General features: G+C 61.7%; 16 protein-coding genes. 8 read left to right on the top strand and 8 right to left on the bottom strand.

Annotation, left to right across the window (positions count from 1 at the left end; genetic code table 11):
- Positions 1 to 292 precede the first annotated feature (292 nt).
- Genes HNO86_RS13405 through HNO86_RS13385 form a run of 5 tightly spaced genes read left to right on the top strand, consistent with a single transcriptional unit; the run spans position 293 to position 5,016 of the window.
- A complete protein-coding gene (locus HNO86_RS13405) occupies positions 293 to 976 on the top strand; it encodes a GntR family transcriptional regulator (RefSeq protein ID WP_175377429.1) in 684 nt (227 codons plus the stop codon).
- 31 nt (positions 977 to 1,007) lie between these two features.
- The gene (locus HNO86_RS13400) at positions 1,008 to 1,814 is read left to right on the top strand and encodes an ABC transporter substrate-binding protein (protein WP_175377428.1); all 807 of its coding nucleotides are present in this window, start codon (positions 1,008 to 1,010) and stop codon (positions 1,812 to 1,814) included.
- Positions 1,815 to 1,825: 11 nt separating this feature from the next.
- A complete protein-coding gene (locus tag HNO86_RS13395) occupies positions 1,826 to 2,593 on the top strand; it encodes an amino acid ABC transporter permease (protein WP_175377427.1) in 768 nt (255 codons plus the stop codon).
- Position 2,594: 1 nt separating this feature from the next.
- Positions 2,595 to 3,374 (top strand): amino acid ABC transporter ATP-binding protein, encoded by a 780-nt coding sequence (locus tag HNO86_RS13390; protein WP_175377426.1) that lies wholly within the window; start codon positions 2,595 to 2,597, stop codon positions 3,372 to 3,374.
- 31 nt (positions 3,375 to 3,405) lie between these two features.
- Positions 3,406 to 5,016 (top strand): gamma-glutamyltransferase family protein, encoded by a 1,611-nt coding sequence (locus tag HNO86_RS13385; RefSeq protein ID WP_175377425.1) that lies wholly within the window; start codon positions 3,406 to 3,408, stop codon positions 5,014 to 5,016.
- 417 nt (positions 5,017 to 5,433) lie between these two features.
- On the opposite strand, the gene HNO86_RS13380 is transcribed toward HNO86_RS13385, so the two are convergent.
- A complete protein-coding gene (locus HNO86_RS13380) occupies positions 5,434 to 5,775 on the bottom strand; it encodes a DUF6124 family protein (protein ID WP_175377424.1) in 342 nt (113 codons plus the stop codon).
- Between the two features lie 129 nt (positions 5,776 to 5,904).
- Here HNO86_RS13380 and HNO86_RS13375 point away from each other — a divergent pair, with 129 nt between their 5' ends.
- Positions 5,905 to 6,540 carry a LexA family transcriptional regulator gene (locus HNO86_RS13375; RefSeq protein WP_175377423.1) on the top strand — a complete coding sequence of 212 codons (636 nt, stop codon included), beginning with the start codon at positions 5,905 to 5,907 and terminating at the stop codon, positions 6,538 to 6,540.
- A gap of 39 nt (positions 6,541 to 6,579) precedes the next feature.
- Here HNO86_RS13375 and HNO86_RS13370 read toward each other — a convergent pair whose 3' ends face one another.
- From HNO86_RS13370 to HNO86_RS13355, 4 genes are all read right to left on the bottom strand, one after another.
- On the bottom strand, positions 6,580 to 8,535 hold the full coding sequence (locus HNO86_RS13370; protein ID WP_175377422.1) for an acetyl/propionyl/methylcrotonyl-CoA carboxylase subunit alpha: 1,956 nt from the start codon (positions 8,533 to 8,535) through the stop codon (positions 6,580 to 6,582).
- Positions 8,535 to 9,350 carry a gamma-carboxygeranoyl-CoA hydratase gene (locus HNO86_RS13365; RefSeq protein ID WP_175377421.1) on the bottom strand — a complete coding sequence of 272 codons (816 nt, stop codon included), beginning with the start codon at positions 9,348 to 9,350 and terminating at the stop codon, positions 8,535 to 8,537. The genes HNO86_RS13370 and HNO86_RS13365 overlap by 1 nt, the downstream gene beginning before the upstream one ends.
- Before the next feature lie 126 nt (positions 9,351 to 9,476).
- Entirely contained in the window at positions 9,477 to 11,081 is a 1,605-nt protein-coding gene (locus tag HNO86_RS13360) for a carboxyl transferase domain-containing protein (RefSeq protein WP_175377420.1), read from the bottom strand.
- A 118-nt stretch (positions 11,082 to 11,199) separates the two neighbouring features.
- On the bottom strand, positions 11,200 to 12,363 hold the full coding sequence (locus HNO86_RS13355) for an isovaleryl-CoA dehydrogenase (protein WP_175377419.1): 1,164 nt from the start codon (positions 12,361 to 12,363) through the stop codon (positions 11,200 to 11,202).
- 250 nt (positions 12,364 to 12,613) lie between these two features.
- On the opposite strand from HNO86_RS13355, the gene HNO86_RS13350 reads away from it, so the two are divergent.
- Positions 12,614 to 14,308, top strand: a complete 1,695-nt coding sequence (locus HNO86_RS13350) for an AMP-binding protein (protein WP_175377418.1) — start codon at positions 12,614 to 12,616, stop codon at positions 14,306 to 14,308.
- Between the two features lie 647 nt (positions 14,309 to 14,955).
- On the opposite strand, the gene HNO86_RS13345 is transcribed toward HNO86_RS13350, so the two are convergent.
- The 3 genes from HNO86_RS13345 to HNO86_RS13335 form a co-directional block, all read right to left on the bottom strand.
- Entirely contained in the window at positions 14,956 to 15,855 is a 900-nt protein-coding gene (locus HNO86_RS13345; protein WP_175377417.1) for a hydroxymethylglutaryl-CoA lyase, read from the bottom strand.
- Between the two features lie 65 nt (positions 15,856 to 15,920).
- Entirely contained in the window at positions 15,921 to 16,322 is a 402-nt protein-coding gene (locus HNO86_RS13340; protein WP_175377416.1) for a MerR family DNA-binding transcriptional regulator, read from the bottom strand.
- 196 nt (positions 16,323 to 16,518) lie between these two features.
- Positions 16,519 to 17,448 (bottom strand): LysR family transcriptional regulator, encoded by a 930-nt coding sequence (locus tag HNO86_RS13335; RefSeq protein ID WP_175377415.1) that lies wholly within the window; start codon positions 17,446 to 17,448, stop codon positions 16,519 to 16,521.
- Positions 17,449 to 17,636: 188 nt separating this feature from the next.
- On the opposite strand from HNO86_RS13335, the gene HNO86_RS13330 reads away from it, so the two are divergent.
- Positions 17,637 to 18,866 carry an acyl-CoA dehydrogenase gene (locus HNO86_RS13330; protein ID WP_175377414.1) on the top strand — a complete coding sequence of 410 codons (1,230 nt, stop codon included), beginning with the start codon at positions 17,637 to 17,639 and terminating at the stop codon, positions 18,864 to 18,866.
- The last annotated feature ends 96 nt before the right edge of the window (positions 18,867 to 18,962 follow it).

Here is an 18,962-nt window from a genome sequence, read left to right as displayed (position 1 = left end):
CGAAGAAAAAACGTTTCATCTGCGTCGCCAAATACGACCCCAGGCGCAAAGTCCATCGTCACAGCATAGCCATCGGTGCTGTTACCCCTCGCACCTTTTTGTGGCGCTGCTTGTGTAACCAGGGTGACAGCATGGGGCATTTCAACTCGCCGAACTCAGGCTGCCGATCGCCGCAGCTTATCGATTAATCCAACCCAATCAATCACCTGCGCGCCAGGAACGGTATCTGGCATGCAAAGTGCTTTTTTGGCTTCATGGATAATTGGATACAAAAATACAAAAGGTGCATCTGATGAAATTCGCTCCTGCCTATACCGAGCGCCAACCGGTGACCGCCGAAGAAGAGGCCTACAACTTTCTGCTGGAGGCGATTTGCAAAGGCCGTTACCGCACCGGCGAGCGCCTGATCGCCGAGGACATCGCCGGGGAGATCGGCATGAGCCGCATGCCGGTGCGCGAAGCCTTCCGACGTCTGGATGCCGACGGCCTGGTCACGCTGCGGCCCAACCGCGGCGCCATCGTGCGCGGCCTGAACGTCGAGGAAATGCGTGAAGTGTTCGAGATGCGCAGCGCCTTGGAAGGCCTGGCCATTCGGGTCGCCGTACCGAAACTCACCGAGCGTCATTTCAGCCATCTGGAGCGTCTGCTCGACGAGATGGACGACTACCGCGAAGACGGCGCCGAGTGGGTCAGCCGCCATCGCGCCTTCCACGAATACCTGTGCAGCCTGAGTGAACGCCCGCGCCTGATGCGGCAGATTTCGGCGCTGTATTCGGTGATCGAGCCGCACATGCGCCTGTGGCTGCAGCACGCCGACAAACCCCGCAGCGCCCGGGACGAGCACGCCTCGATTGTCGAGGCGTTGCGCACGGGCGACGCGGACAAAGCCGCCACCGAGGTGTGCGAGCACATCGAAGGCACCATCCCGCGGCTCATTCAGTTCCTAGAAGCTCACCAACAGAAAGCCCATCAATAGAAGAACAACCAGCCAACTGGAGTCATGCACCATGCACAAGCCCTGCGCGTTAGTTGCCGTGTTCACCCTGAGTCTGTGTTCGCAATGGGCGCTCGCCGCCCCCGAGTTGCCCGAGCGTTTGAGCAAGAGCGAGAAAATCGTCTACTGCTCGGGCATGGATTCGCCGCCGCTGGTGTCATTCGACGCCAAGCAGAAACCGGTGGGCCTTCAGGTCGACATGGGCGAGGCGATTGCCAAGCGCCTGGGGGACAAAAAGGTGGAATGGCGCATCTCTCCCTTCGCCGGACTGATCCCGGCGCTGCTGGCGCAGCAGTGCGACATGATCGTCGACCAGCTGTTCGACAAGCCTGAGCGCCGCGAAGTGATCGACATCGTCAACTTCATGTATTCCAGTCAGTCGATCGTCGTGCCCAAAGGCAATCCGAAAGGGGTGAACACCCTGCAAGACCTGTCGGGCCTGAAGGTGGCGGTGAGCAACGGTTCGACCATCCGTCTGCTGCTGGGCAAGGAAAACGAAAAACTCGAAGCGGCCGGCAAGGCGCCGATGAAACTGGTGGTGTACAACGTCGACGCCGATGCCTTCCAGGCCTTGCGCATCAATCAGGTGGACGCCTTCGGCACCACCGTCGAATCCGCCGGCCACTATCAGCAACTGGCGCCGGACCTGTTCCAGTCCGCGGTACCGGCCTTCAACCGCATCCTCACCGGCTTCGGTGTACGCAAGAGCGATCCGCAGCTGACGGTGGCCCTGACCGAGGTCCTGCAGGGCATGCGCGCCGATGGCAGCTACACCGAGCTCCTCAGTAAATGGCATGTCGACAGCGACAAACTGGACTGAGGACAAATCGCATGAATTTCAATTGGGATGTGTTCTGGCAGTACCTGCTGCAGCCCAGCGATGTGTACCTGACGGGGCTGTGGCTGACTTGCCTGATCAGCGTGTCGGCGATGTTGCTCGGTTGCGTGCTGGGGCTGATCGCGGCCTTGATGAAGCTGTCGAGTAACCCGCTGTTGCAGTACCCGGTGCGCTTTTATGTGTGGCTGATGCGCGGCACGCCGCTGCTGGTGCAGATCGTATTTCTGTACACCGCGCTGGCGGCGGGCGGAATCTTCCGCTTCGAAGACATCGATCTGGGCTGGATCGTGGTACCCGGCAATATCCAGGCGGCGATCATCGCCCTGGGCCTCAACGAAGGCGCGTACATGGCCGAGATCATTCGCGCCGGTATCGGCGCGGTGGACAAGGGCCAATACGAAGCCGGGCGTTCCCTGGGCATGACCTTTCCCAAGCTGATGCGGCGGGTGGTGCTGCCCCAGGCGTTCCGGGTGATCGTGCCGCCGCTGGGCAACGAGTTCAACGTGATGTTGAAGAACACCACGCTGGTCAGCGTGATCGGGGTTCAGGAGCTGCTGCTCAGTACGCAGATGGTCACCTCGGCGACCTTCCGCGTGTTCGAACTGTATCTGGTGGTGGCCATCTACTTCCTGGCCCTGACCACCCTCTGGGGCTTCTTCCAGCGCTGGCTCGAAACCCGCTTCGGTCAGTCCGACCGTCCGGCGCCGGCGGCCAATCGCATGTTCGGTCGCAACACCATGAAACTGTTGAGGGGGCGTTGAGATGGCGCACATGAGTGAAGAACTGGTCATCGAGGCGCTGGACATCCACAAGTCGTTCGGCGACCTGCAGATTCTCAAGGGCATTTCCCTGCAAGTCCGGCGCGGAGAAGTGGTGGTGCTGATCGGAGCCTCCGGTTCCGGCAAGACCACGTTCATCCGCTGCATCAACCTGCTGGAGGACATTCAGGCCGGGCAGATCCGCGTCGCCGGTCAGCCGATGGGCTATCGCACCCGCGCCGACGGCAGCCTGGCCCGGGACTCGGAGCGCAACATCGCTCGGCAGCGGCGGGACATCGGCATGGTGTTCCAGAAGTTCAATCTGTTCCCGCACATGACCGCCCTGGAAAACATCATCGAGGCGCCCATCCATGTGCTGGGCGTGCCGCGCGCGACAGCCCTGGAGCAGGCGCGGGCCTTGCTCAAGCGCGTGGGGCTGGCAGAGAAGGCCGATCACTATCCGTCGATGTTGTCCGGCGGCCAGCAGCAACGGGTGGCCATCGCCCGGGCCCTGGCCATGAAACCCCAGGCGATGCTGTTCGACGAGCCCACCAGTGCCCTCGATCCGGAAACGGTGGGCGAGGTGCTGCAAGTGATGAAGGAGCTGGCCGAGGAGGGCATGACCATGGTCGTGGTCACCCACGAAATGGGCTTTGCCCGGGAAGTGGCCGACCGGGTCGTGGTGCTCGATCAGGGCGAACTGATCGAGCAGGGCCCGCCGGAACAGATCTTCAGCCAGCCCAGCCATGCCCGCACCCGGGCATTCCTCAGCCGCGTGTTGTGAGCCCATCCAATCGATTTTTGTGAGTCCTGCCATGTTCAATTTTTCTGCCCATGAATACCCCTACGCCTCACAACGTCAAAGTGTCTTCGCCAAGCGCGGCATGGTCGCGGCCTCACAGCCTCTGGCCGCTGAAGCGGGGATCGAAATCATGCGTCGCGGCGGCAATGCCATCGACGCCGCCATCGCCACGGCTGCGGCGCTGACCGTTGTCGAACCCACCGGTTGCGGCATCGGCGGCGATGCCTTTGCCCTGGTCTGGACGCAAAACAAGCTGCACGGTTTGAACGCCAACGGGGCCGCGCCGCAAGCCCTGAGCATCGAGGCGGTCAAGGCTGCCGGCCATGAGAAGATGCCGTTGCACGGCTGGACGCCGGTGACCGTGCCAGGTTGTCCATCGGCCTGGGCGGAGCTGTCGTCGCGTTTTGGCCGCTTGCCTTTTGCCGACCTGCTGCAACCGGCGATCAGCCTGGCGCGAGACGGATTTCCCGTTTCACCGGTGGTTGCCCTGCAGTGGCAAACCGCGCTGGAGAATTTCAGCAAGGATCGCAATGAAGTGCTCGAAAGCTGGTTCGAGACTTTCCTGATCGACGGCCGCGCGCCCCGTGCCGGTGAGCTGTTCCGCAACCCGGCCCAGTCGCGAACCCTGAGCGAACTGGCCGCCACCGGTTGCGAAAGCTTCTATCGTGGCGCGCTGGCACAGCGACTGGATGCGCATTCGCGCGCCACCGGCGGCTATCTGCGCGCCGGCGATTTGCAGGATTACCGCGCGCAGTGGGTCGAGCCGATCAAGGTCAACTACCGTGGCGTGGATGTCTGGGAGATTCCACCGAGCGGCCAGGGGCTGGTGGCGTTGATGACGTTGAAGATCCTCGAAGGCTTCGACTTCGATCATCGTGACAGTCAGCAGACCTGGCACCGTCAGCTCGAGGCCATGAAACTCGCCTACAGCGACGGCTTGCACTACATCACCGATCCGGAGCACATGCGGGTCGCCGTCGAAGATTTGCTGAGCGATCACTATGCCGCCCATCGTCGCTCGCAGATCGGCGAGCAGGCCGGGGCGCCGCAGCCGGGCGATCCCCATGCCAGCGGCACCGTCTACCTGGCCACCGCCGATGACGAAGGCAACATGGTGTCGTACATTCAGAGCAACTATCACGGCTTCGGCTCCGGCGTGGTCCTGCCCGACAGCGGCATCGCTCTGCAGAACCGTGGCGAGGAGTTCAGCCTTGATCCTGCGCATTCCAACTGCCTGGCGCCGGGCAAGAAGACCTTCCACACGATCATTCCGGGATTCCTCAGCAAGAGCGGTGTGGCGATGGGGCCGTTTGGCGTGATGGGCGGCTACATGCAGCCTCAAGGGCACGTGCAGATGGTGATGAACCTGGTGGATTTCGGCCTCAACCCGCAAGCGGCCCTGGATGCGCCGCGCTGGCAATGGCTGGGTGGTCTGAAGGTGGGTATCGAGCAGAACGCGTCACGGGACATGGCGGCGGCGCTGGCACGGCGTGGGCATGGGGTCGAGGTGGTGTGCGATCTGACCAGTTATGGGCGGGGGCAGATTATCTTGCGTGATCCGCAGACAGGGGTGCTGTGTGGCGGGACGGAGCCGCGGGCGGATTCGCATATTGCGGTGTATTGAAGTGCGGTGAACCGGGTAGGGGGGCGTCGTCCCTGACGCGGAGGCAGCTTAGAGTGTATGCAATTGATTCTCAAGTGCTATCTGCCATTACTTTGCCTGCGTCTTCAGAGGCGCGCCTTGCCATCCGGAAAACTTTTGATATGATCCGCGCCATCGAATTTGCGGCACCCAAAGACTTCATTAGCCTGAAGCCATAAGCCAGAAAACTGGCAAAAAAAAGACCCGGCAAAAAGCCGGGTCAAAAACCGTGATTAGCCTGATGAGGAGATAGTCCAAGAGTCCGACCTAAGGTCCCTTGGCCCATCGACTGATCTCGCGACCAGTTGGTGCAATAATAATCATTCTCGTTTGCAGGTCAAGCGGTTTGTTTGTGCTATTGGAAAATTTTTTCCCCGCCCTCTGTTTTTATCCCTCGCCTCAAATGCTCTGATGCCTCTCCAGCGCCCGATCCACCATGGCTCTGGCCATATCGATCATGTGCACCACCGATAACGCCAGGTCCCGACTCGAGCCCTGCAGTTGCTTCGCGGCTTCGTAGGCCGTGGCGCCTGCACAGCGCAACAGGTCCGTGGCATGCACCAGCGCCTCTTCGCCACTGACATTTTTGTTTACATCAAAAAAACGCACTTCGCCTGCCTCTTCCGCTGCGGCCGGTTTCAGGTAGTAGTCCAGTGCGCGCTGGGCCGCGGCGCAGCCTTGGGGGGAGGTCAGGGACGTATCAATCTGGACATCGGGTAAATGGTCGCTGGGTTGGGTCATGGTAATGGCAAGCTCCGTGATAGATTCAGATCCGTGAACGAATATTAGTACGATCTGTATTTGTGACCATATTTGAAATACTACATTTTGTGTTTTGCTGGCAGGAGCCTACCCCGTATGGTGCCGCACATGGATAAATGGATTGAATTGGTCAAAGACAAGATGGGTGAGATCAAAATCACCCAGGAAGAGCTTGGCGAACGCGTGGACATGTCCCAGGGCGGCATCGGCCACTGGCTCAACAAACGTCGCGAACCGAGCATCGAGGACATGAACAAGGTGTTGAAAGCCTTGGGCATGGATTTTCTCGAAGTGGCGATGGTGCTTCGCGAACGCCTCGACACGCCCGACGACGAAATGCCCATGGCGCAAAAGTACAACCCGTACTTTCGCTACCCGGTCAGCGACTGGCAGGAAACCGGAATCTGTGAAGACGAACCGGGGCAATACCGTTTCGAACTGACCGATTATTACGCCCGGGGCGCGGCGTTCTGGTTGACGGTGTCGGGGGATGCCATGACCGCGCCCAGCGGCCTGAGCATTTCGGAAGGGATGTTGATTCTGGTGGACCCGGACGTCGCCGCCGAGCCTGGAAAACTGGTCATCGCCCAGTGGTCGAGCAGCAGCGAGGCCGTGTTTCGCAAGCTGATCGAAGAGGGCGGGCAGCGTTATCTGGTCCCGCTCAATCCGACCTATCCCAAAGCCCTGTTCACCGACGAGTGTCGAATCATCGGTGTGGTGGTTCAGGCAACCATCAAGTTCTGACCCGAACGGTCCTCGCATTACGCAGGACCGTTCTTCGTTTTACGCCTCTTCGAATTCGACCAGCGCGCTGCCTTCGCTGACCATCTCGCCTTCCTGGCAATACAGCGCCTTGATCACCCCGGCGTGGGGCGCGCGAATGCTGTGTTCCATCTTCATCGCTTCGAGCACCACCAGTTGCGCGCCGGCCTCGACCGTTTGCCCGGCCTCCACCAGCACCCGCACGATGCTGCCGTTCATGGGCGCGGTTAGCCCGCCTTGATGGCTGTGGCTGGCTTCCACGGCGCTGATCGGGTCGTAGGACTCGATGCGGCGCAGTTCACCGTCCCATTGCAGGTACACCACCTCGCCGCGACGAATCGCCCGGTGCTGGCGGCGTACGCCCTGGTGCTCGGTCAGCAACAGCTCGCCCTTGAGCTGCCCGCCGTGGGCGTTTGGCGCGCCCAGGGTCAAGGCGCGGTCCTGACCTTCGCAGCTCAGGTGCAGGGTGATTTGCGCAGGCAGGCCGGCGCGGAAACCGTTGCCGATCGCCCATGGCGAGCTCTGGTCGTCGCTGCGTGGCGCGTTGTGCTGGCTCTGCGCGAAGGCCTGGGCGGCGGCCTGCCAGAACTCCTCGCTCAGGCCCGCGGGGGCCGGCAGCAGCTGATCCTGGAAGCGCGGGATGAAGCCGGTGTCCAGTTCGGCGGCGGCGAACGCCGGATGGGCGATGATCCGCCGCAGGAAGTTGATGTTGGTCTTGAGACCACCAATGGCGAACTCGTCGAGCATGCTCAGCAGGCGCAGGCGGGCCTGTTCACGGTCCTCTCCCCAGGCAATCAGCTTGCCGAGCATCGGGTCGTAGAACGGCGAAATCTCGTCGCCTTCCTCGACACCGCTGTCCACCCGGCGACCGGCGCCGGGTGCGGATTCGCGATACAACTCCAGGCGCCCGGTAGCCGGCAGGAAGTCATTGCCCGGATCTTCGGCGTACAGCCGTACTTCGATCGCATGGCCGACCAGCGGCACCTGATCCTGGGTCATCGGCAGCGCTTCGCCGCGAGCGACGCGGATCTGCCAGGCCACCAGATCGAGGCCGGTGATGGCTTCGGTGACCGGGTGCTCGACCTGCAGGCGGGTGTTCATCTCCATGAAGAAGAACTCGCCACGGGCGTCCAGCAGAAACTCCACGGTGCCGGCTCCGACGTAACCGATGGCCTGGGCCGAACGCACGGCGGCTTCGCCCATGGCCCGGCGCAGTTCCGGGCTCAGGCCGGGGGCCGGGGCTTCTTCGACGACTTTCTGGTGCCGGCGCTGGATCGAGCAGTCGCGTTCGTTGAGGTACAGGCAGTTGCCGTGCTGATCGGCGAACACCTGGATTTCCACATGGCGCGGTTTGAGCAGGTACTTTTCCACCAGCATCCGCGAATCGCCGAACGACGACTGGGCTTCACGCTGGGCCGAGGCCAGGGCTTCGGCCAGTTGGCTGACGTCTTCGACCACCTTCATGCCCTTGCCGCCGCCACCGGCCGTGGCCTTGAGCAGCACCGGATAGCCGATGCGTTCGCAGGCGTCGCGGAAGGTGTCGAGGTCCTGGGCTTCGCCGTGGTAACCCGGCACCAGGGGCACGCCGGCGGTTTCCATCAGGGCCTTGGCGGCGGATTTGCTGCCCATGGCGTCGATGGCCGAGGCGGGCGGGCCGAGGAAAATCAGGCCGGCGGCTTCGATGGCGCGGGCAAAACCTGCGTTTTCCGAGAGAAAGCCGTAGCCTGGGTGGATCGCCTGGGCGCCGCTGGCCTTGGCCGCGGCGATCAGTTTGTCGATCTGCAGGTAGCTTTCAGCGGCCTTGCTGCCACCCAAGTCGACACGGATATCGGCCTCGCGGCTGTGGCGGGCGTCACGGTCGGTGGCACTGTGCACGGCGACGGTGGTCAAGCCCAGGGACTTGGCGGTACGCATCACGCGGCAGGCGATCTCGCCGCGGTTGGCCACCAGCAGGGTAGTGAGGACGGGGGCGCTCATCAACGCGACTCCTTGGTGGTTTTTTCGGCTTGCCAGCCTGGCGGACGTTTTTGCAGGAAGGCCCGCAGACCTTCCTGGCCTTCGGGGCTGACGCGGATGCGGGCGATGGCGTTTTCGGTGTAGCGGCGCAGGGCCGGGAGCAGCGAACCGTCACCGACTTCGCGCAGCAGGTCCTTGCTGGCGCGCATGGCTGCCGGGCTGTTGAGCAGCAGGTTGTCGATCCACTGCTCGAGCTTCTGCTCAAGCTCGGCCGATGGATAGCTTTCCGAGAGCAGGCCCAGTGCCTGTGCCCGCTGGCCGCTGAAACGTTCGGCGGTCAGGGCGTAGCGGCGGGTGGCGCGCTCGCCCATGGCTTGCACCACGAACGGGCTGATCACCGCCGGGGCCAGGCCGATGCGCACTTCCGACAGGCAGAATTGCGCGTCGTCGGCACCGATGGCCATGTCGCAGCAGCTGATCAGGCCCAGCGCGCCGCCGAAGGCCGCGCCTTGCACCACGGCCAGGGTCGGGATCTTCAGCTTGGCCAGGTTGTACATCAACTCCGCCAGTTCACGGGCGTCGTCGAGGTTGGTCTGGTAATCGAGTTCGGCCGATTGCTGCATCCAGGCCAGGTCCGCGCCGGCACTGAAGTGCTTGCCGCGACCGCGGACCAGCAGGAAACGCAGGCTTGGATCGCTTGAGACCCGGTCGAGGGCCAGGATCAGTTCGCGGATCATTTCGGCGTTGAACGCGTTGTTCTTTTCTTCGCGGCTGAGCCACAGGGTTGCGAAGCCCCTGGGGTCGGTCAGCAGTTCGAGGGTGTTGAAGTCGCTCATGTTTGTCCGTCTCCACAACTCTGTTCTGCAGGAGCGAGGCTTGCCCGCGAAGAAAGCGCCGCGGTTTGTCGGTTGCACCGCGTCATGCCGGTTCGCGGGCGAGCCTCGCTCCTACAGGGGGTAGGATCACATCCGGAACACGCCGAAGCGGCTCGGTTCGATTGGCGCGTTCAGCGACGCCGACAAGGCCAGGCCCAGGACATCGCGGGTCTGTGCCGGGTCGATGACGCCGTCGTCCCACAAGCGAGCGCTGGAGTAGTAGGGATGGCCCTGTTCTTCGTACTGGTCGAGGATCGGTTGCTTGATCTCGGCTTCCTGCTCGGCGCTGAAACCCTGGCCACCGCGCTCGGCCTGCTCGCGCTTGACCTGCACCAGCACGCCGGCGGCCTGTTCGGCACCCATCACACCGATGCGCGCGTTCGGCCACATCCACAGGAAACGCGGATCGTAGGCCCGGCCGCACATGCCGTAGTTACCGGCACCGAAGCTGCCGCCGATGATCACGGTGAACTTCGGCACCTTGGCGCAGGCCACGGCGGTCACCAGTTTCGCACCGTGCTTGGCGATGCCGCCGGCCTCGTATTTCTGGCCGACCATGAAGCCGGTGATGTTCTGCAGGAACAGCAGCGGGATGCCGCGCTGGCAGGCCAGTTCGATGAAGTGCGCGCCTTTCTGCGCGGCTTCGGCGAACAGGATGCCGTTGTTGGCGAGGATCGCGATCGGGTAGCCGTGCAGGTAGGCGAAACCGCACACCAGCGTCGTTCCGAACAGCGCCTTGAACTCGTCGAACACCGAACCGTCCACCAGCCGTGCAATCACCTCACGCACATCGAATGGCTGCTTGGCATCGGCCGGCACCACGCCGTACAACTCGTCGCTGCTGTACAGCGGGGCGATTGGGGCGCGTTGCTGCACTTCGCCAAGCTTCTGCCAGTTGAGGTTGGCAACGCTGCGACGCGCCAGGGCCAGGGCGTGTTCGTCGGACTCGGCATAATGGTCGGCAACACCGGAGATCTTGCAGTGCACATCGGCGCCGCCGAGGTCTTCGGCGCTGACCACTTCACCGGTCGCGGCTTTTACCAGCGGCGGGCCGGCGAGGAAAATCGTTGCCTGCTCGCGGACCATGATCGCTTCGTCGGCCATCGCCGGTACGTAGGCGCCACCGGCGGTGCAGGAGCCCATCACCACGGCGATCTGCGCAATGCCCATGGCGCTCATGTTGGCCTGGTTGAAGAAGATCCGGCCGAAGTGCTCGCGGTCGGGAAACACTTCATCCTGGCGCGGCAGGTTGGCGCCACCGGAATCCACCAGATAGATGCACGGCAGGCGATTCTGCTGGGCGATGGTCTGGGCGCGCAGGTGTTTTTTCACGGTCAGCGGGTAGTAGGAACCGCCTTTCACCGTGGCGTCGTTGGCCACGATCATGCACTCGATGCCTTCCACGCGGCCGATCCCGGCAATCACGCCCGCGGCGGGAACGTCTTCGCCATACACCTCGTAGGCCGCCAGCTGGCTGATCTCGAGAAACGGCGAACCCGGATCGAGCAGGCGATTGATGCGCTCGCGCGGCAGCAATTTGCCCCGCGAGGTGTGGCGCTCTTGCGCTTTCGGACCGCCGCCTTGCTGCACCTGGGCGAGCAGGGTGTGCAGGGCGTCGACCTGTTTGAGCATCGCCGCGCTGTTGGCGGCGAACTCCGCTGAACGGGGGTTGAGCTGGGTATGCAAGATCATGGGCTACTCCGTAGCAGCTTCAAGCTTCAAGTTTCAAGCTACAAGCTACGAGCTACAAGTTGAAGCAAGAGCACTGTCCTCTTGCAGCTTGTCGCTTGCAGCTTGCAGCTGACGAAATTCATTTCGTCTCATTAAACAGTTCGCGACCGATCAGCATGCGACGGATCTCACTGGTGCCGGCGCCGATTTCGTACAGCTTGGCGTCACGCAGCAGGCGACCGGCCGGGAATTCGTTGATGTAGCCATTGCCGCCCAGGATCTGGATCGCGTCCAGCGCCATTTGCGTGGCGCGTTCGGCGCTGTAGAGGATCACGCCGGCGGCGTCCTTGCGGGTGGTTTCGCCACGCTCGCAGGCCTGGGCCACGGCATACAGATAGGCGCGACTGGCATTGAGCTGGGTGTACATGTCGGCGACCTTGCCCTGGATCAGCTGGAATTCGCCGATGCTCTGGCCGAACTGCTTGCGGTCGTGGATGTACGGCACGATCAGGTCCATGCAGGCCTGCATGATCCCGGTCGGGCCGCCGGAGAGCACCACGCGCTCGTAATCGAGGCCGCTCATCAGCACCTTCACGCCGCCGTTGAGCACGCCGAGGATGTTTTCTTCCGGCACTTCGACGTCATCGAAGAACAGCTCGCAGGTGTTCGAACCGCGCATGCCCAGCTTGTCGAACTTGTTGCTGCGGCTGAAGCCTTTCCAGTCGCGTTCCACAATAAAGGCGGTGATGCCGTGGGGCCCCTTTTCCAGGTCGGTCTTGGCGTAGATCACGTAGGTGTTGGCGTCCGGACCGTTGGTGATCCAGGTCTTGCTGCCGTTCAGAACGTAGTGGTCGCCGCGCTTGTCGGCGCGCAGTTTCATCGACACCACGTCGGAACCGGCATTCGGCTCGCTCATGGCCAGGGCGCCGATGTGCTCGCCGCTGATCAGCTTCGGCAGGTACTTGAGTTTCTGTTCGTGGGTGCCGTTGCGGTTGATCTGGTTGACGCAGAGGTTGGAGTGGGCGCCGTAGGACAGGGCCACCGAAGCCGAACCGCGGCTGATTTCTTCCATCGCCACCACGTGGGCCAGGTAACCCAGGCCGGCGCCGCCGTACTCTTCCGGTACGGTGATGCCCAGCAGACCCATGTCGCCGAATTTGCGCCACAGATCGGCGGGGAACAGGTTGTCGCTGTCGATCTGAGCGGCGCGCGGGGCGATCTCTTTGGCGACGAAGGACTTAACCTGATCGCGCAGCATGTCGATGGTTTCACCGAGGGCAAAATTCAGGGTCGGGTAGTTCATGGGTCACCTTTTGGCTTTTTTGTCGGGTGGGGAGGGCAGTGATTCAGCTCTCACCTTTACGTTAACGTAAGCCTGTGACGAATGGCTGTCAATCACCCTTTACGTTAACGTCAACTTAGGTGATTCTGTAGGAGCCGAGCTTGCTCGCGAAGGACGTTAACGATCACGGTTACCTGACTGGATAACCCGTTGCCTTGACCTCCATCGCGAGCGGGTCCGCTCCTACAGAATAAAGACAATAGGGGTCGTCATGGATCAACCCAGTGCAAACCCGCAGCGCAGCTACACCCGAGGTTCCCAGGACAAAGCCTTGCTGGCGATGACCATCGGCCAGGCGTTCGACAACACGGCCGCGCAGTACCCGGATGGCGAGGCGCTGGTCGTGCGCCATCAGCAGGTGCGCTACACCTGGCGGCAACTGGCCCAGGAGGCGGACCTGCATGCCAGGGCGATGCTGGCGCTGGGCATGCAGACCGGTGACCGGCTCGGTATCTGGGCGCCGAACTGCGCGCAGTGGTGTATCAGCCAGATCGCCAGCGCGAAAATCGGCGTGATCCTGGTCAACATCAACCCGGCCTATCGCAGCTCGGAACTGGAGTATGTGCTCAAGCAATCGGGTTGCAAGTGGCTGGTGTGTGCCGGATCGTTCAAGACTTCCAACTATCACGCCATGCTGCAGGGCCTGGCGCCTGAGCTGGCCGAACACGCCATCGGCCAATTGCACAGCGAACGCCTGCCTGAGCTGCGCGGTGTGGTCAGCCTGGATGCGCAACCGCCAGTCGGTTTCCTGCCCTGGTCGCAACTGACTGATCTGGCCGGCAGCGTGTCGGTCGAGCAACTGCGCGAGCGCCAGGACAGCCTGCATTTCGATCAGGCGGTGAACATCCAGTACACCTCCGGCACCACAGGTTTCCCCAAGGGCGCGACCCTCAGTCACTACAACATTCTCAACAACGGTTACATGGTTGGCGAAAGCCTCGGCCTGACCGCCGCCGACCGGCTGGTGATCCCGGTGCCGCTGTATCACTGTTTCGGCATGGTCATGGGCAATCTGGGTTGCATCACCCACGGCAGCACGATGATCTACCCCAACGATGCCTTCGATCCGCTGCTGACCCTGAACACCGTCGCCGATGAAAAGGCCACCGCGCTGTACGGCGTGCCGACGATGTTCATCGCCATGCTTGATCAGCCGCAACGCCCCGAATTCGACCTGTCGAGCTTGCGCACCGGGATCATGGCCGGCGCGACCTGCCCGATCGAAGTGATGCGCCGGGTCATCAATGAAATGCACATGAGCGAAGTGCAGATCGCCTACGGCATGACCGAAACCAGTCCGGTGTCGTTGCAGACCGGTCCGTCGGACGACCTGGAATTGCGTGTTACCACGGTCGGACGCACCCAGCCGCAGCTGGAAAGCAAGATCATCGACGAGGCCGGCAATCCGGTGCCGCGCGGCACCATCGGCGAGCTGTGCACCCGTGGTTACAGTGTGATGCTCGGTTACTGGAACAATCCGCAAGGCACCGCCGAAGCGATCGATCAGGCTGGCTGGATGCACACCGGCGACCTGGCGAGCATGAACGACGAGGGCTATGTGTGCATTGCCGGCCGTAACAAGGACATGATCATCCGTGGCGGCGAGAACATTTATCCCCGCGAGCTCGAGGAGTTCTTCTTCACCCACCCGGCGGTGGCCGACGTGCAGGTGATCGGCATTCCATGCTCGCGTTACGGTGAGGAGATCGTCGCCTGGATCAAGTTCCACCCCGGCCACAGCGCCACCGAGCAGGAACTGCAGGCCTGGTGCAAGGAGCGCATCGCGCACTTCAAGACGCCGCGCTACTTCAAGTTCGTGGACGAGTTCCCGATGACCGTGACCGGCAAGATCCAGAAATTCCGCATGCGGGAGATCAGTGTCGAGGAGCTCAACGCTAAACGATGAAGATCAAAAGATCGCAGCCTGCGGCAGTTCCTACAGGGTTATGTGTACACCTGTAGGAGCTGCCGCAGGCTGCGATCTTTTAAAAAACCAAATGCCAGACAGCACAAAGGGGAGCCGAAGCTCCCCTTTAATTTTCGTTGCGCGTGCTCTTTTTTATTATTGAGGGGCGGTCTGTTTTTGTTATTGGCAACCGTTGCCCTTTACCGCTGTTTTTGGCGATCCCCATCCGGGATCAAGAGCAAACGTATTTTTTTGAGCGCTGATCTACTTTCTCGCCAAGCGATCCAACCGATACGGGAGCTACCTGAAGGTAGTTTTATTGTTCTCTGCCCGGTTGCGGGTAACTCCGAAAAGCACCCTGAAAAGCACATCTTCTCCAAAAAAATCTGTTAGCTGCGTCTCTGCCGTGTTGTTTTTGTTATGTCAGAGTCGTTACGTCTTGTTTTTATTAGTGGTGTCGCATTTTTTATTCTTGTTATGCCATAGAGAAAGCAGAAGCCGTGCCAACTTTTAAAAACCCTTTAAAATCAAAAGCTTAATGTTTTGTAGGATTTTTCTCTCAGGCAAACCCTGACATTTTGTTTCCGTGTTACTCGCTTTTCCCCACGTTTTTGATGTCGCGGTAACACACGCGCGTGTCGTTGCCCTCACTGTGCGCTACGGGCCTTGGCCACGCGGGAGCCGGTTGGGCGACCCAGCACGGTGCTGATCCGCTGACCGGCCTTGATCAGTGCGTCCAGGTCGATACCGGTCTGGATGCCCAGGCCGTTGAGCAGGTACACCACGTCCTCGGTGGCGACGTTGCCGCTGGCGCCTTTGGCGTACGGGCAGCCGCCGAGACCGGCGATGGAGCTGTCGAACACCGAGATGCCTTCGAGCAGGCTGGCGTAGATGTTGGCCATGGCCTGGCCGTAGGTGTCATGGAAGTGTCCGGCCAGCTTCTCGCGCGGTACTTCGGCCGACACCACCTCGAACATTTTGCGGGTGGCGCCAGCGGTGCCGGTGCCGATGGTGTCGCCCAGGGACACCTCGTAGCAGCCCATGGCATAGAGTTCGCGGGCGACCCGGGCCACCTGCTCGGGGGCCACGTCGCCTTCATAAGGGCAACCCAGCACGCAGGACACGTAACCGCGCACCGTCACCCCGTGCTGCCGGGCCGCGTCCATGATCGGCACGAAACGCTCCAGGCTTTCGCTGATCGAGCAATTGATGTTGCGCTGGGAAAAGGCTTCGGACGCGGCGGCGAACACGGCGACCTCCTTGACTCCCGAAGCCAGGGCATCTTCAAAACCGCGCAGGTTGGGGGCGAGCGCACCGTAGGTCACGCCGGGCTTGCGCTGGATCTGCGCGAACACATCGGCGGAGCCGGCCATCTGCGGTACCCATTTGGGGGACACGAAACTGCCGACTTCTATATAGCCCAGGCCCGCGGCCGTGAGCGCATCGACCAGCTGCACCTTGTCGGCGACGCTGATGGGTTGGGCTTCGTTTTGCAGACCATCGCGTGGGCCGACTTCGACAAGGCGTACGTGGGTGGGTAGGGGCATGGGATTGGACCTGTTGTAATTGGCTGACGACGTTCCAATGTGGGAGCGGCGGTATTTGTGTAGATCTATTGAATCGCCTGCTGACTCTTGAGGGTTTGCTCCAGCGCCTGCGCGCAGCGCTCTTCGGCGGTGTCGAGTTCCAGTTTCATCTGTTCGATGTCCAGCAGTTGCTGTTCCAGCTGCGCCCGGCGTTCGCTGATTTTCGCCAGCATGCTGTGCAGTTGCTTGGTGTTACCGCTGGAGGGATCGTAGAGTTCGATCAGCTCGCGGCATTCGGCCAGGGAAAAGCCGATGCGCTTGCCCCGCAGGATCAGTTTCAGGCTGACCTTGTCACGGGGCGAATAGATGCGTTCCTGCCCCCGACGCTCGGGGCTGAGCAGGCCTTGCTCTTCATAGAAACGAATGGCCCGGGTGGTGATGTCGAGCTCGCGGGCGAGGTCGGAAATGCTGTAGGTCTGGCTGCTCATGGAAGCGCTCACGAAAGGTCATGGCGCTAAGCTAAAGGCAGGTTGACGTATACGTCAAGGGGAAGGGTTTTCTGGTGTCATTACGGGCCTCTTCGCGGGCAAGCCTCGCTCCTGCAGGTTCGCAAAAAATTGCGGACGACCGGTATCTCTGTAGGAGCGAGGCTTGCCCGCGAAGAAGGCGACGCGCTGCTGCGACCTACGCGCTCTCGAGTTTTTTCTCATGCGCCGTCACCTGCTGGCACAACTCGATCATCTGCTCGCGCATCCAACGGTTGGCCGGGTCCTGGTCGGTGCTTTCGTGCCAGTAGAGGTGGGTTTCGACCGGCGGCACGTCGTTGACCGGCAAATTGAACGCGTGCAAATCGTTACGGCGGGCGAAACGCTCCGGTACGGTCATGACCATGTCGGTCTGCTGCATCACTTGCGAGGCCATCAGGTAATGCTGGGAGCGCAGGGCGATCTTGCGCTGGATGCCCATCTTGCCCAGCGCCAGGTCGACATAACCCAGGCCGCTGCGGCGGCTGGAAATATGGATGTGGGTCAGCCCCAGGTATTCATCGAGGGTGAGCTTTTCCTTGCCCGCCAGCGGGTGCCCCTTGCGCATGGCGCAGACGTAACGGTCCTCCATCAACTTGACGTGACGCACTTGCGGGTCGGTGTTGAGCGGCGCGTCCACGGCAAAATCCAGGCGCCCGGCGGCCAGTTCCTTGGTGGTTTCGCGGCGTTTGGACAAAAAGCTTTCGATGATCACCGTGGGCGCCAGGCGGCGCAAACGTTGGAACAGCGGTGGCAGGATCACGGCCTCGGTGAGGTCGGTCATGCTGATGCGGTAGGTCTTGACCGCTTGCTGCGGATTGAAGATGCGGCTTTCCTGCACCGAGACGCGCAGCAGCGAAAGGGCGTTGCGCACCGGGCCGATGATGTTCTGCGCCATGGGCGTGGGCACCATGCCCTGGGCGGTGCGCACGAACAGCGGATCGTTGAAGGTCTCGCGCAGGCGGGCCAGGGCATTGGACACCGCGGGCTGGGTAATGCCGACGATCTGCCCGGCGCGAGTCAGGTTGGCTTCGGTGTAGATCGCGTCGAAGACGATGAAAAGGTTGAGGTCGACCTTGCTCAGATTCATGCGCTGCACTCTTTTTATAAGGTGTTATCGGGACGTCTTCTTCGGGCCCGGGAGGGCCTTGGCAATCAGCCGATCATATATCGGTGATGAATGTTAATACACGCCGAGAATAGGCTAGGTAAATTTTCGTAGCTGTTCTAGCATCGATTGCATGATCTAAACAACCTCCCCCAAGAAGGTATCTGCTCATGGATTTCGCTTATTCGCCCAAGGTCCAGGAACTGCGCGAACGCGTGACTGCGTTCATGGACACCTACGTTTATCCGGCCGAAGCCGTGTTCGAGCGCCAGGTCGCCGAGGGTGACCGCTGGCAGCCGACGGCGATCATGGAAGAACTCAAAGTCAAGGCAAAGGCCGAAGGCCTGTGGAATTTGTTTCTTCCTGAGTCCGAACTCGGCGCCGGCCTGACCAACCTCGAATACGCGCCATTGGCGGAAATCATGGGCCGCTCGCTGCTAGGGCCGGAGCCGTTCAACTGCTCGGCGCCGGACACTGGCAACATGGAAGTGCTGGTGCGCTACGCCAACGAAGAGCAGAAACAGCGCTGGCTCGAGCCGCTGCTGCGCGGCGAGATCCGCTCGGCGTTCGCCATGACCGAGCCGGACGTGGCGTCTTCCGATGCCACCAACATGGCCGCCCGTGCGGTGCGCGACGGTGACGAGTGGGTGATCAACGGCAAGAAATGGTGGACCTCCGGCGCCTGCGACCCGCGCTGCAAAATCCTGATTTTCATGGGCCTGAGCAACCCGGATGCACCGCGTCACGCCCAGCATTCGATGATTCTGGTGCCGGTCGATACTCCCGGCGTGAAGATCATCCGCCCGCTGCCAGTGTTCGGTTACGACGACGCGCCCCACGGCCACGCTGAAGTTCTGTTCGACAACGTGCGGGTGCCGTACGAAAACGTGCTCTTGGGCGAGGGTCGCGGATTCGAGATTGCCCAGGGTCGTCTTGGCCCGGGCCGGATTCACCACTGCATGCGTTCGATCGGCATGGCCGAGCGTGCGCTGGAACTGATGTGCAAGCGTTCGGTGGAGCGCACGGCGTTCGGCAAGCCGCTGGCGCGACTGGGCGGCAACGTCGACAAGATCGCCGACTCGCGGATGGAAATCGACATGGCGCGCCTGCTGACCTTGAAGGCGGCGTACATGATGGACACCGTCGGTAACAAGGTGGCCAGGAGCGAAATTGCCCAGATCAAGGTGGTGGCGCCGAACGTGGCCCTGCGGGTGATCGACCGGGCGATCCAGATCCATGGCGGGGCAGGGGTGTCGAACGATTTCCCGCTGGCCTACATGTACGCCATGCAGCGCACCCTGCGCCTGGCCGACGGCCCGGACGAAGTGCACCGCGCGGCGATTGGCAAGTTCGAAATCGGCAAGTATGTGCCGAAAGAGATGTTGCGTAGCGGGCAATAAAAAACTCTGTGGCGAGGGAGCTTGCTCCCGCTGGGTCGCGAAGCGGCCCCAAATCAGGTACGCCGGGATTAACGGGTCGCCTGAATTGCGGTTGCT

The sequence above is a fragment of the Pseudomonas sp. C1C7 genome (assembly GCF_013359595.1).
GTDB lineage: Bacteria > Pseudomonadota > Gammaproteobacteria > Pseudomonadales > Pseudomonadaceae > Aquipseudomonas.
Note: the sequence above shows the minus strand (reverse complement) of the source record. Positions and strands in the feature narration are given on the sequence as shown.